Here is a 13929-nt window from a genome sequence, read left to right on the forward strand (position 1 = left end):
GGAAAGTTTGAGTATCCCTTTGAAAGGGGGGGGAGATTCGGAAAGTTTGAGTATCCCTTTGAAAGGGGAGGGAGATTCGGAAAGTTTGAGTATCCCTTTGAAAGGAGGGGGAGATTCGGGAAGTTTGAGTATCCCTTTGAAAGGGGAGGGAGATTCGGAAAGTTTGAGTATCCCTTTGAAAGGGGAGGGAGATTCGGAAAGTTTGAGTATCCCTTTGAAAGGAGTGGGAGATTCGGGAAGTTTGAGTATCCCTTTGAAAGGGGTGGGAGATTCGGGAAGTTTGAGTGTAGCTGCGGTTTGCCAAAAACTGGTAGAAACTTCCCCAGAAATACTCATTGTTAGGAACATTCCCAACGCTCGAATTTGGGCGGATGTGCAAGCAATGGCATTGTTAGCAAGTTCAAATTGTCCCCAAACTGTAGGCGAACTGCGACAACAGATTACCCAAAACGGAATTGAACCGGAAAAATGGTGGGAATTGCAGTCAAAGATTCCTTATCGGATCAACATTACGTGGTCTGGCAATGGTGCTGATGGTTACTACGATGTAATATTCGTGAGGAATGATACCAATTTAATTGCAGACAACACTATGGCGTTGCTCAACCAAGAGATTGATCTTTCACTCCCCACACCTCCCACACCTCCCACACCTCCCACACTCCCCACACTTCCCACACTTCAACCTTGGAGTGCTTATGCAAATGAACCATACACCGGAACCAAACAAAGTCAATTAATCCCTCAATTACGTAGTTTCTTGCAAGAAAAATTGCCTGATTATATGATGCCATCAGCATTTGTGGTTCTCGACGAACTTCCCCTCACACCGAGCGGAAAAATCGATCGACGCGCACTCCCCGCTCCAGATAAATCACGTCCGGTTCTGGATGTGGAATTAGTTGCACCGCGAACTCCCACAGAAGAAATTCTCACAGGAATCTGGGCAGAAATTCTCAGTCTCAACGAGGTGGGAGTCTTAGATAACTTCTTTATGTTGGGAGGAGATTCTATTGGTGCAACTCAACTGATTTCACGAGTCCGCGATACTTTTCAGATAGAACTGTCGCTGCATCGGTTGTTTGAATCTCCAACAGTGGCAGAATTTGGCGAGCTAATATCAGGAGCGACTCGCCAACAATTAGCTGCTATACAACCAGTGTCACGAAATGGAGAGTCACCCTTATCTTTTGCCGAGCAACGACTTTGGTTTTTAGACCAATTGCAGTCAGGAAGTGTCGTTTATAATGAACAAGAAGGGTTGCGTTTATCGGGTTCTCTGTCTGTTGAAGCATTAGAGCAAGCAGTACAAGAAATCGTTCGCCGTCACGAAAGTTTGCGGACGAATTATCAGGCGATCGATGGTTCTCCTGTGCGAGTTATTCACCCCGAACTGGATTTAAAAATGCCTATTGTTGACTTACAGCAGTTGCCAGCAGAGGAAAAGTTAAAAGAAGTACAGCGCTTGGGTGAGGCAGAAATTCAGCAACCATTTGATTTAGCAAGCGATCGCTTAGTGCGAGTTACTTTATTGCAATTAGCAGTCGATGATTATGTGCTGTTGCTAACGATGCACCATATTATTACTGATGGTTGGTCAACTGGTGTATTTAGTCATGAATTGGAAGTGCTTTATAGAGCTTATGTTCAAGGAAAAATCTCACCGTTACCGCAACTGCAAATTCAATATGCGGACTTTGCTTGCTGGCAACGGCAACCTGCGACTGCTGAGATGCTAGCGCCTCAACTTGGTTACTGGAAACAACAGTTGGCAGGAGCGCCACCTTTATTAGAGTTACCTACAGATTATCCTCGGAAAACCGTGCAAACAGCTATTGGGGGTAAAGAATTTTTTGAACTGGGAGTCGAATTCACAAAACAGCTCAAGGATATGAGTCAAGAATTAGGAGTGACTCTGTTTATGATCCTATTTGCTGCCTTTAGCACCTTACTGTATCGTTATTCTGATCAAGAAGATATACTTGTTGGTACACCAATCGCCAACCGCAACCGCAGTGAAATAGAAGGATTGATCGGCTTTTTTGTCAATACCTTAGTGTTGCGAACCCAATTTGCAGATAATCCTAATTTCACAGATTTATTGCATCAGATACGGCAGACTTCTTTGGATGCTTACGCTCATCAGGATATACCTTTTGAACAATTAGTAGAAACTTTAAAACCAGAACGCAGTTTGAGTTACACGCCCATAATTCAGGTAATGTTCGCCTTGCAAAATGCACCGATGAAACCTTTGGAATTACCGGAAGTGAGTTTTAATTGGTTGCAGATAGAAAGTGCTAAAGCTAAATTTGATTTAACTTTATCAATGGAGGAGACAGAAGCAGGATTAATTGGATATTGGGAATATAATCGAGATTTATTTGAACCAGGAACTATTCGTCGAGCGATCGGACATTTTAAGATTTTGCTCCAAGCGATCGCTACTCATCCCAAAACACGAGTCGGCGAACTTCCCTTGTTAACGGAAGCAGAACGCCATCAATTATTAGTAGAATGGAATGACACCAAAACGGCCTATTTTCAAAATCAGTGTATTCATCAACTATTTGAAAAACAGGTAGAACAAACTCCCGATGCAGTAGCAGTTGTTTTTGAAGGAGAACAACTTACCTATCGCAAATTGAATGAAAGAGCAAATAAACTGGCGCGATATTTGCAAAACTTGGGAGTCAAACCAGAAGTTCCGGTAGGTATTTGCGTAGAGCGATCGCTAGAAATGGTAGTAGGAATACTGGGCATTCTCAAAGCAGGTGGAAGCTATGTACCCTTGGACTCCAACTCTCCACCGGAACGCCTAGCTTTTATACTTGCCGATACTGGAATTTCGATGATTCTGACACAAGACAAGCTGAAATCTACAATTCCTTCCCTTGCTGATGTTGCCATCTGTTTAGATACTCAGTGGCATCAGATTGCACAACACCCTCCAACAAATTTGACAACCTCCGTTGAACCCAATAATCTAGCATACATCATCTATACCTCTGGTTCAACTGGTAAACCAAAAGGGGTGTTAATTCAACATAATAACGTCACCCGTCTGTTTGCTGCAACTCAATCATGGTTTTCCTTCAATAGCAACGATGTTTGGACTCTATTTCATTCATACGCCTTTGATTTTTCTGTATGGGAAATATGGGGAGCATTGCTCTACGGAGGATGTTTAGTTATTGTGCCTTATGAAATTACCCGATCGCCCCAGGATTTTTATAAATTACTTTGCCAACATAAAGTCACCGTTCTCAATCAAACACCCTCAGCTTTTCGGCAGTTAATTCAAATTGAGGAGTTTGTCAAGAACGAAGACACTCTCAATCTTCGTTTTGTGATTTTTGGTGGAGAAGCTCTAGAAATCAAGAGTCTGGAACCCTGGTTTGAGCGACATGGTGACAGTTCTCCTCAGCTTATCAATATGTATGGCATCACTGAAACCACAGTTCATGTGACTTATCGCCAGTTAACGATATCAGACCTCAAATCTAACGCTAGTCCCATCGGTTCCCCCATTCCAGACCTACAAATTTACATTCTCGACAAACATCTCCAACCCCTCCCCATCGGAGTACCAGGAGAACTTCACATTCGTGGCGCTGGGTTAGCACGAGGTTATCTCAACCGCCCCGAATTAACCGAGCAAAAATTTATCCCCAACCCCTTTAGCAACGAAACAGGTTCTCGCCTCTACAAAACAGGCGATAAAGCACGCTATCTCCCCGATGGCAACATCGAATATATTGGACGTATCGACAATCAGGTAAAAATTCGAGGTTTCCGTATCGAACTCGGAGAAATCGAAGCAATCTTGACTCAACATCCAGACGTCAGCGAAGCTATCGTTATTGTCCGAGAAGATATTCCAGGAGATAAACGCATCGTCGCCTATATCGTTGCCAAACAAGAAATGGTATCCTCCCAACTACGTAGCTTCCTGAAAACAAAGCTACCCGAATACATGATACCCTCTGCCTTCGTCTTTTTAGACGCAATACCTCTCACTCCTAACGGTAAAAGCGTTCGCGCAGCGTCTCTGAAAGAGAATCGTCGCGCCCTCCCTGCACCTGATACTTCTAATCTCTCTCAGCAAACAGGAATATCCCCCCGCACCACCACAGAACTAAAACTCGGACAAATTTGGTCAGAAGTTCTCAATATTCCCACCGTGGGAGTACGAGATAATTTCTTCGAGTTAGGAGGTCATTCCCTTTTAGCAGTGCGTTTAATAGCTCGCATCGAACAACAGTTAGGAACTCATCTACCTTTAGCAACTCTATTCACAGAACCCACCATCGAATGTCAAGCCAATTTATTGAGTTCTGCCACCGACACGCAACCTTTTTCTCCTCTAGTTCCCATTCAAAAAACAGGATACTTACCACCCTTCTTCTGCGTTCATCCCGTCGGAGGCAACGTTTTGTGTTATGCAAAATTAGCCGAACATTTAGGAAAAAATCAACCCTTTTACGGTTTGCAATCTCCCGGTTTATATGGAAATTCTCAACCGTTAACTAATATAAAAGATATGGCTGCTTGTTACATTGAATCCATACAAGCAGTTCAACCCAAAGGACCTTATTATCTGGGAGGTTGGTCTTTGGGAGGTGTCATTGCATGGGAAATGGCACAGCAGTTGCAAACTTTAGGACAAGAAGTCAGACTGTTAGCTTTAATCGATAGTTACGCACCCACATTTCTTCAAGAAGAAATTGATGACACTTCTCTGACTAATTCTCTAATTACCGATCTCGGCGGTATATTTGGCAAGGAATTATCAATTTCTACCAACGAACTTCAGGAACTTTTGCCAGAAGAACAGTTGAATAGCATTCTCCAAGAAGCAAAACGCTTGAATATCTTGCCACCAGAAATCAGTCTTGAACAGATGTCTCGGTTATTCGAGGTATTCAAAAGTAACCTCAAAGCAATGTATGATTATCTAGCATCACCATATTCTGGTCGAACAGTTCTGTTTTGTGCTAGCGATGAAGTTTCACAGAGAGGTTGGAGTTCCCTAGCTACCGAAGCAATAGAAATTTATACTATTCCTGGAAACCATTATGGGATTATGCGCGAACCTAATGTTGAAGGTTTGGCGAAACAGTTAGAAACCTGCCTTGAATATTATGTCCGGTTGAATACTTATAATTAGGGTTTGCTGAAAAAATCGGCGTTGCTGAATTAAGGGATGAATATTAAGTAGGACGGGCATCCTGCCTGTCCAAAAATATCAGGAACGGGCAAGATGCCCATTCCACAAAACTATTAAAATCATCCCGAATTTATGCAACGCCAAAAAATCTTTTTGCTCTTTCTAGTAGTCAGATCAAATCCGCTGGGCAACGGAAGTGATATAATTCTACCATCAGTATTGGTGAAAACTGCCAATTTGTGGGGGTTTGGAGACCAAACCCCTACGGGGCAAGAATTATAACGATACTACCGGATTTGATATTATACCTTATATCATGTCTCTTTGAATAACCAGAATAAAAAATTTAGAGAGTAGGGGCGATTCGCTTAATTAGGAGCATGACCTAGGAAATCGCCCCTACGGGAGTGAAGAAGATTTTTATTATGGCTAATTAATGAGACTTGATATTACAGAGGTTTTCACAGTAGGGACGTTCCATGGAACGTCCCTACTTGCTGGTTGTCACTATGTGGTTCATCAATCTGAAAAGCGCTGTAATTTTTCGGTATATAGCAACAGTCAGGGCGATTAGGAGATAGACTGATGATGAATATTAGACTAGGAAACACTTTTCCAACTGTTCCCTGTTCCCTGTTCCCTGTTCCCTGCTATAGTATAAAAAGTAAGTAATATGAATGAAAAACAGAATGAAAATTGCAATTATTGGTTGTGGTTATGTTGGCACTGCAGTTGCCAAACTCTGGAGTCAGAAAGGTCATCAATTAACTCTAACCACTACTACCCCAGAACGAGTTTCAGAATTACAAAATATAACACCACAAGTAGTAGTAATGAAAGGCAATGACTCTAGCGCCATGCACGATGTCTTGCAAAATCAAGAGGTGGTATTGTTAAGTGTAGGTTTTCGCCCTCATATCGGTATGGAGTACAAACAAACATATCTAGAAACTGCCCAAACTCTAGTTGCTACTTTGAAACAAACTCCAAGTGTAAAACAAATAATTTACACAAGTAGTTACTCAGTTTATGGTGACAAAAATAGTGAGTGGGTAGATGAAAATTCTCCTGTTACCCCCTCAACTGAAGGTGGAAAAATTCTCCATGAAACTGAGGAGGTTTTATTATCTGCATCCACTTCTCAACAACAGGTTTGTATCCTGCGTTTAGGCGGAATTTACGGTCCAGGTAGGGAATTAGTGAAAATTTTTAGTAGGTGGGAAGGCAAAACTCGCCCCGGTAATGGCAATGATTGTACCAACTGGATTCATTTAGATGATATTGTAGGAGCTTTAGAGTTTGCTCGTGAGAAACAGTTGCAGGGTATTTACAATTTGGTTAATAATGTGCCGATGATTACTCGAGAATTACTTGATGGTTTACACAAATATCAAGGTTTAGGAAAGATTTATTGGGATGGTTCGACTCCTTCAACACGCCCTTTTAATGCTAGGGTATCAAATCAAAAATTGAGAGATGAAGGTTTTGAGTTAGTTCATCCAGAAATTGTATTTTGAGGTTCGTTCAATAATTAATAATTAATAATTAATTTAGGACTTACGCAAAGAAACCCGGTTTCTACGAGAAATCATTGTTTTGAACAACAGACGTCTACAAGAAACCGGGTTTCTGGGTTCGCATAGCTTTAGTCCTGCTGATAACTGATAACTGATAACTCAAATAACGCACATTTTCAAGCTAAACGCACTACTACTACCAAACCAGAGAAAAAATATTTCACTCTTCTAGCGTCTTCAGACCTCCTTTACTTGATGTCGCTAAGTACACCCCAAACAAAATAACAACAAATGTTAACAAGTTAAATAGAGTTAAAGTTTCTGAAAAAATTACCCAAGCTAGGATAGCAGTAATCACTGGATGGAGCAGCAATATAGTCGCAAATAATCCTGCAGATAACCGTTTGAGGCTATAAGCTGTCAAACTTTGAGCGGTCACTAAAACAATACCAGCAGAAGTGACACTTAGCCAAACTCCCCAAGAATGGGGCAATATTCCCTCACTAGCTACCTGAATAGCTTGGAAACCATGAAAAGGTATGATCTCATAATTTTCAAAGGTTCCAACCAATACAATTGGTAGTAAAAAAACCGTTCCTAGCCAGGAGTTAAAAGTTGTTATTGTATCTATATTTAATCGAACTCGCAGTTTCTCTAAAACCAGTACATACCCACCAAAAGAAATAGCAGAAACTAAAGCCAGTTCATCACCTTGTAGTTTGTCAATAGCTATCGAGAAGTCATTAGCGACTAGAGCGATCGAACCGGCAATAGAGATCCCTATGCCGATGATAAATTTGCGATCGAACACTTGACCCAAGAACATCCATCCCACCAAGGTAGTAAATAGTGGAGTCAGACTGTGTAAAACCTCGGAGTTAGCAACGCTAGTTTCAGTCAGCGACCAAGCATAAAGTAGTTGGTGTCCTACAGAAAATCCGGCCATTATTAACAACAGGAGTAAGAGTTTATAGGCATCTGGGAAAGGTTTGATAGTCAAGGCATTTCCTGACCATCGCTGCTTGAGGAAGGATATTCCATTCCACAATAACAAAACAACAGCGCCGACCCAGCGTTGATTAAATATAGTAGCATTGGGACTAAGTTCGGATTCGCTGACTTTGACCAGGATGGGGAGGAAAGCGATAAGGACAAGAATAGCCAAGACTGCCCCTAAAGCTAATAGGGTTTCGCGAAGGGCAGTTGATGGGGAAGTTAATTCTAATTCTTTTGTCATTAAACCCACATATAACTAATATAGCAGGGAACAGGGAACAGGGAACAGGGAACAGTTGGAAAAGTGTTTCCTAGTATAAGATTCATCATCAGTCTATGTCCTAATCTTTGCTTCGACTGCTATATACTAATATATAACTAATAGACTTCTATATAATTAATAGACTTCTCCGGAAAAGTATATTGTAATTATTTGTGTTACGAGAAACGCATCTTGGGAACTTCTTGCTCCCGTACTCGCGGCCAGAATACCCACACTGGGCATTTTTTTGTTCCTATCTACCATGAAGCGATCGGGACTATCCAAAAATTTATAGCGCTAGGAAATAGGGAATAGGGAATAGGGGATAGGGAATAGTAAACTGTCAAAGGGTTTTTCTTATAGGGAAATGCTCTGCAAACAGGATTTATAAATGTCCTAACCTTGGCTTCGACTGCTATTACTTTTGAATTTTAACTTTTGATTAATTAATATGGATTTATTACGATCGCTACCTTTAGGATTATATCTAGAAAAACCCATAACATGGCTACATAAACTTGACCCTAGAGTTAAATTAATCTGGCTAATGAGCTTTCTTATTAGTCCAGTTTTAGGAAGTTCAATTTGGCGTTTAATATTAGTAGCAATATTAATTCTTTTAACATTTTCTGCCTCAATTCCTTTACGAGTTTGGAAAAAACAAATGGGTTGGTTACTAATGTTCTGTTCTTTAATATTTTTTATGAGTGCAGCGATCGCTCCTGATGGACTTTCAATTAACTATCAACCCCGCCTACCAAAAGATGAATTAGCTTTTGCTCAACAAACCCCTAATTTAACAGAAGCAACAGAAACAAAAACTTGGAAAAACATTTTTGAAATATTTAGAAAAGAAACTTCTCAAGAAACTGCTGAACAAAAGCCAAAACCAACTGAACTTCCTCAACCAACCTCTTATAGCTACATCATTTTTCAACAAAGTCCAATTACCATAACCCGTCGTTCCGTAGATTTAGGCATTCGTATTGCCACCTTATTATTTACAGTTATTTATAGCACTAATCTATATCTTTTAACCACAGCCTCAGAAGAAATTACAGCAGGTATAGAAGACCTAATGACACCTCTAAATAAATTAAAATTACCTGTAACTGAAATAAGTTTAACTTTGACCCTATCCTTAAGATTTATACCTCTAGTTTTAGAGGAAATACAAAATTTAGTTCGTTCTGTCAGAACTAGAGCAATTAACTGGAAAAAATTAGGACTCCGACAAGCTTCTCAGGTATGGTTAATCGTAGCAGAAAGACTATTAGAAAATTTGTTATTGCGAGCAGATCAAATTGCTAGTGCCATGAAAGTCAGAGGTTTTACAACTGCTGACCAACATAGAGTAGAATGGCTCGATTTAAAGTTAAAGCCATTAGACTGGGTAGTATTGATTAGTTTAGGCTTATTCTGGTGGATTAGGTTGGCTTGGGGAGGACAAGGTTAAAACAAAAAAATTTATATTATCTAAATAAGTAATGATCTGGTATTGTTATATAGTAAAGTATAATCCTTAGTAAAAATAGCTGTGAAATACTTAGTTTTAGTTTCTGATTAATATTGTTAATATTTTTCAGCTCAAAATTGCAAATTGAGATTCATAACTAATGTCAAACAATCAAAATTTTCAGTAAGTTAAGTATTTTACACATATATTTCTTTATTGGATATATTAAGTTCTAAAAGTATTTAAGAAAATGGTGTTGGTCAATGAGGGGATAGAATTTCTTTGATCAAAAAAATTGGGTCGTGCAACCCTGCGTTGATCGGCTACAAGTTTTTGGAGCGTTGCTCTAATCCCCGTTATAAAAACAACTTCTGTACGGGCGAATGGCCAGCAAGCCCCTACTTCTGACTTCGTTAAAGGGGGAGGCTTTAAACCTGAATTATCTAATTATTTAATTGTTTAATTGTTTAATTCTTTCGGTAAAGCACTAGCCCAAAAAATAAATCATCATTATCAATTACCAACGCCAAAAAAATACAAAAATCTAAATTTTCTGTCACACTGGAAAATCTAAAATATAGTAGTCGCCAGCAGGTCAGGAAATTCTCGCGCCTCTCAAATGTAGTCCGTGCTGTGAATTTAACTTCTGACTTCTGACTTCTGACTTCTGCTATAATATGGTCTGTCACTTGACAAAGGCCACTAAACTATTTACAAATCTTGTGATTATCTGCTGATTTTAAGCCTAAATGACCAACGAAACTTACATGAACCATCCTAATTTTGGCCTTTTGTACAGGGTGTGCTTAGTTGATGATAAGCAAGAATTGTTTACAACGCTTTATGCTCAACGCTTATTTTTTTTAGTAACTAATGGAATAGGTGGTATAAAATTTGAACCAGTGGGTCGCTCTGACGCACGCTTAATGGTGGAAGTTCGTCTCCGCCATCTACGTCGCAATGGTCTAGTGGCTGATTACCAAAAGCTCCAGCAGGTTCACAAAAATACTTTTCAATAATAACTGCTTTATCATTTATCAGTACCTCTAGCTAAAGCCATAAGCTGGAAATACAGAAATTGGTTTTTTATCCCCTATCCTATAATCGGCTATTGACATCAAGCTTTTGTCAAAAGTTAAAAAAAGATAGATAAGGCGTTGAGTCTTTTGTCTATATGGATGACTTGAGGCAAGCTGCATTAGTATAAATAAAATATTCTCAAGCCTAAAGATCAAATGGTTGAGTCCATTGCTGAACGTATTACCAGCATCCGCTTTAAGTTACCTGAGTCAGTACGGTTAATCGCCGTAACTAAACAGGTATCGGCTGATACTATTCGTACTGCTTATGCAGCAGGAATACGAGATTTTGGGGAAAATAAGGTTCAAGAAGCAGAAGCAAAGCAAGCTCAACTACAAGATTTACCAGATATTACTTGGCATTTAATTGGCCACTTGCAAAGTAATAAGGCAATAAAAGCCTTAAAGCAGTTTCAATGGATTCATTCTGTAGATAGCTTGAAATTGGCCAAACGCCTTGATGATTTAGCAAAAGAGTTCTCTTGTAGTCCTAATATTTGCCTGCAAGTTAAAATTTTGCCTGATCCTAACAAATATGGGTGGAGTATATCAGAGTTAATGAGTGATTTGGCAGAGTTAAATCAATGTCAAAATCTGAATATTACCGGTTTAATGACTATTCCACCCCAAGGATTAGACGATTTACAAACCCTATCAGTATTTGAGAAAACTCAGGAGTTAGCTCAGGAAATTGGCAAAAAAAATTTGTCTAATTTAAAAATCCACGAGCTTTCAATGGGAATGTCGGAAGATTATAATTTAGCCATATCTGCCGGTGCTACTATGGTGAGACTAGGTAGAACTTTATTTGGTGAGAGGAGGATTAAATAAGCTGATATTATATCCAAATACAACTTAAAAATTAAAAATATAGTACACTACCAAGCGGGTTGAGAGGCTTAAAGGATAAGTGGATTTATCCGTTATCTCACGGGTTAACTAAATAATATACCAGTCGAAGCAAAGATTGGGACATTCTTGACTTATAACTTCTGACTGGCGTTATACCCACAATTTTGATCTATATATAGAGATGTCAAAATTAAGCCCTCTAGATTTTTAAATCTCAAGCTTATGGTAGATACACTCTCACTTGAATTTAGTCCAAGTGTGCATTTGTTAACAAATACTAAATACTTGTTAACTAAATAGTATCGGAGAATTATAACAGTGAATAGTCTTTTTTCCAAGCTAAAAGATTTTGTCGGACTCAACGAACCAGTTGAGTATGAGTATGATTACGATGAAATGGAAGGAGAACAATATCAAAGTGTTTATCCTCCACAACAGGAACCTCCTGCTGCTGTACCTGCTGAGGAGGAAAGTCGCTCTAACCGTCGATTAAGAAATCGGGCCGCTGCTGCGACAGTAACGACTGCCAGCACAGGTACTACTGGAGTTGTTAAACAAGAATCTGGAATGGGATCGGTTATGAATAATGTAATTGGAATGCCAGGAGCTTTAAACGGAATGTCGGAAGTTGTGGTTCTGGAACCACGTACTTTTGAAGAAATGCCTCAAGCAATTCGTGCCCTACGGGAGCGTAAGTCTGTGGTTTTAAATTTAACAATTATGGACCCAGATCAAGCCCAAAGAGCTGTAGATTTTGTAGCAGGGGGTACTTATGCTCTTGATGGTCATCAAGAACGCATTGGAGAAAGTATTTTTCTGTTTACACCAAGTTGTGTGCAAGTTAGAACTCAAGCAGGTTTAGTTAACGAAACATCACAGACTCAACCACGCCCTCGTGTGGCAACTTCTGGGTCTCAAGTTTGGCAACCAGAGCAAGTTCAAATGATGCAATAGCAAAGGAATTTTGGGTATGGGGTTAAATAAAAAATTAAAATTTAATTCTCTACTTGAGAATGTTTTTGATTTGGAATTATATTTAAAATTACCCATCCCCAATTCCTAAAAAGAGGAAGTAGGTTTAATAATTAATAATTAACAATTAATAATTAATAATTACCTGTTCGTAATAGAAGTATTGGTTCAATAATTAAGAATTAACAATTAACAATTAATATTAGAATTATCTCTTCGTAATAGAAGGATTGGTTCAAGAATTAATAATTACCTCTTCTGTAATAGAAGTATTGGTTAAAAGGATTTTTTTTCTTCTCAAGGAGAGGCTTTAAACCTGATTTTTTCTGTAAAATAACAGACTTTATTATTTATTAAAAGTTAGAGATGTAAATCATAGATAGAATTATAAGCATAGTGTTATAGAATGGGATTCTATATCATAATCATATATTTATTTTTGAGTTGAAAAATGGTAACTGCTAAGTTAGGTTTAATCGGTGGTGGGGTAATGGGAGAGGCTTTGTTATCCTGCCTAGTTCAACAACAAGTTTATCAACCTTCAGAAATTTTAGTTAGTGATCCGCAGCAACAAAGGCGGGATTTTTTGGCACAAGAGTATGGGGTAGGGGTAACTACAGATAATCGTCTGGTTATTACGAGTACGACGGAGGCGTTGTTACTGGCGGTTAAACCTCAAATATTTGATAGTGTTGTATCACAACTAGGAGACTGGCACGTTGGTAGTCAGAGAAAAACTTTACCTGTACTAATTTCTATTATGGCAGGTGTGCCTTTGCAAAGGTTGGAGCTGGCTTTTCCTGGGCAACCTGCGATTAGAGTTATGCCTAATGCTCCGGCAACAATAGGTGCAGGAATGAGCGCGATCGCTGCGGGGCAGAATGTGGAACCAGAGCAAAAGCAGTTAGCTACTCGCATTTTTGAATCTGTAGGTCAGGTAGTGGAGGTTCCAGAAAGTTTAATGGATGCAGTTACAGCGGTATCTGGTTCCGGGCCTGGTTATGTGACAATTTTTATAGAATCCTTGACAGATGGGGGCGTTTGTGCTGGTTTGCCGAGAGCGATCGCTTATCAGTTGGCATTACAAACTGTTCTGGGAACGGCGGTTTTATTGCAGGAGTCGAGAATGCACCCAGGACAGTTGAAGGATAAGGTGACAAGTCCAGGGGGAACGACTATTACTGGAATTGCTGAGTTAGAAAGTGCGGGTTTTCGTTCTGCTGTTATTGAAGCTGTTCTGGCGGCAAAGGAGCGATCGGAGGAGTTAGGGGAGAGTTAATTTTGGATGTGGGGAGTGTGGGAAGGAACAAAAGGTTAGAAGTAGGGGCGAATGGCATTCGCCCTCTACGGATAGCGTATTTTCTAAGAATTCGCGTAAGTCCTGTTATTAAATTATCTGGACATGATATAACAACTGATAACTGAGAAGCTATTTGTCAACTCATAAAAACCTCTCTCCAAACCTCTCTCCTGCGAGGAGAGAGGCTTTGAAAACCCCCTTCCCTTGCAGGGAAAAGGGCAGGGGGGTTAGGTTTTTAGGATTCATAGGTTCTATACAATACTTCTCAAACAGGTTCTAATAACTGATAACTTATAACTGAAAAAAGGTTGTTGACAAAAAAAAC

10 protein-coding genes are annotated in these 13929 nt (G+C 39.6%); 8 read left to right on the forward strand and 2 right to left on the reverse strand.

Annotation, left to right across the window (positions count from 1 at the left end; all coding sequences use genetic code 11):
• The 3 genes from F6K40_RS18475 to F6K40_RS18485 form a co-directional block, all read left to right on the forward strand.
• Nucleotides 1-342 (forward strand): hypothetical protein (locus F6K40_RS18475; RefSeq protein ID WP_293138399.1); only part of this gene is annotated, 342 nt, incomplete at its 5' end.
• Nucleotides 263-5170 carry an amino acid adenylation domain-containing protein gene (locus F6K40_RS18480; protein WP_293138435.1) on the forward strand — a complete coding sequence of 1636 codons (4908 nt, stop codon included), beginning with the start codon at nt 263-265 and terminating at the stop codon, nt 5168-5170. The genes F6K40_RS18475 and F6K40_RS18480, both read left to right, overlap by 80 nt.
• 689 nt (nt 5171-5859) lie before the next feature.
• Entirely contained in the window at nt 5860-6687 is an 828-nt protein-coding gene (locus F6K40_RS18485; protein WP_293138437.1) for an SDR family oxidoreductase, read from the forward strand.
• 220 nt (nt 6688-6907) lie between these two features.
• Here F6K40_RS18485 and F6K40_RS18490 read toward each other — a convergent pair whose 3' ends face one another.
• Entirely contained in the window at nt 6908-7924 is a 1017-nt protein-coding gene (locus F6K40_RS18490) for a DMT family transporter (protein ID WP_293138401.1), read from the reverse strand.
• A gap of 472 nt (nt 7925-8396) precedes the next feature.
• Between F6K40_RS18490 and F6K40_RS18495 the strand changes: the two genes are divergently transcribed.
• The gene (locus F6K40_RS18495) at nt 8397-9401 is read left to right on the forward strand and encodes an energy-coupling factor transporter transmembrane component T family protein (protein ID WP_293138403.1); all 1005 of its coding nucleotides are present in this window, start codon (nt 8397-8399) and stop codon (nt 9399-9401) included.
• A 467-nt stretch (nt 9402-9868) separates the two neighbouring features.
• Here the strand turns inward: F6K40_RS18495 and F6K40_RS18500 are convergent, their stop codons facing one another.
• Nucleotides 9869-10090: a hypothetical protein gene (locus F6K40_RS18500; RefSeq protein ID WP_293138405.1), complete on the reverse strand. Its 222-nt coding sequence runs from the start codon at nt 10088-10090 to the stop codon at nt 9869-9871.
• A 60-nt stretch (nt 10091-10150) separates the two neighbouring features.
• On the opposite strand from F6K40_RS18500, the gene pipX reads away from it, so the two are divergent.
• The 4 genes from pipX (at nt 10151) to proC (ending at nt 13583) form a co-directional block, all read left to right on the forward strand.
• Complete coding sequence (gene pipX / locus F6K40_RS18505; protein WP_293138407.1) at nt 10151-10420, forward strand: transcriptional coactivator PipX; 270 nt, start codon at nt 10151-10153, stop codon at nt 10418-10420.
• Between the two features lie 216 nt (nt 10421-10636).
• The gene (locus tag F6K40_RS18510) at nt 10637-11311 is read left to right on the forward strand and encodes a YggS family pyridoxal phosphate-dependent enzyme (protein ID WP_293138409.1); all 675 of its coding nucleotides are present in this window, start codon (nt 10637-10639) and stop codon (nt 11309-11311) included.
• 339 nt (nt 11312-11650) lie between these two features.
• Nucleotides 11651-12286: a cell division protein SepF gene (locus tag F6K40_RS18515; RefSeq protein ID WP_293138411.1), complete on the forward strand. Its 636-nt coding sequence runs from the start codon at nt 11651-11653 to the stop codon at nt 12284-12286.
• 469 nt (nt 12287-12755) lie between these two features.
• Nucleotides 12756-13583, forward strand: coding sequence for a pyrroline-5-carboxylate reductase (gene proC, locus F6K40_RS18520; RefSeq protein ID WP_293138413.1), 828 nt, complete (start codon nt 12756-12758; stop codon nt 13581-13583).
• Nucleotides 13584-13929 lie beyond the last annotated feature (346 nt).

It is taken from the genome of Okeania sp. SIO3I5, from assembly GCF_010672085.1.
Lineage (GTDB): Bacteria > Cyanobacteriota > Cyanobacteriia > Cyanobacteriales > Microcoleaceae > Trichodesmium.

Bases quoted from the DNA above. Each gene is read 5' to 3' on its own strand.
- F6K40_RS18510 (WP_293138409.1), top strand. From the start codon at position 10,637: ATGGTTGAGTCCATTGCTGAACGTATTACCAGCATCCGCTTTAAGTTA.
- proC (WP_293138413.1), top strand. From the start codon at position 12,756: ATGGTAACTGCTAAGTTAGGTTTAATCGGTGGTGGGGTAATGGGAGAG.
- pipX (WP_293138407.1), top strand. From the start codon at position 10,151: ATGACCAACGAAACTTACATGAACCATCCTAATTTTGGCCTTTTGTAC.
- F6K40_RS18495 (WP_293138403.1), top strand. From the start codon at position 8,397: ATGGATTTATTACGATCGCTACCTTTAGGATTATATCTAGAAAAACCC.
- F6K40_RS18485 (WP_293138437.1), top strand. From the start codon at position 5,860: ATGAAAATTGCAATTATTGGTTGTGGTTATGTTGGCACTGCAGTTGCC.
- F6K40_RS18490 (WP_293138401.1), bottom strand. From the start codon at position 7,924: ATGACAAAAGAATTAGAATTAACTTCCCCATCAACTGCCCTTCGCGAA.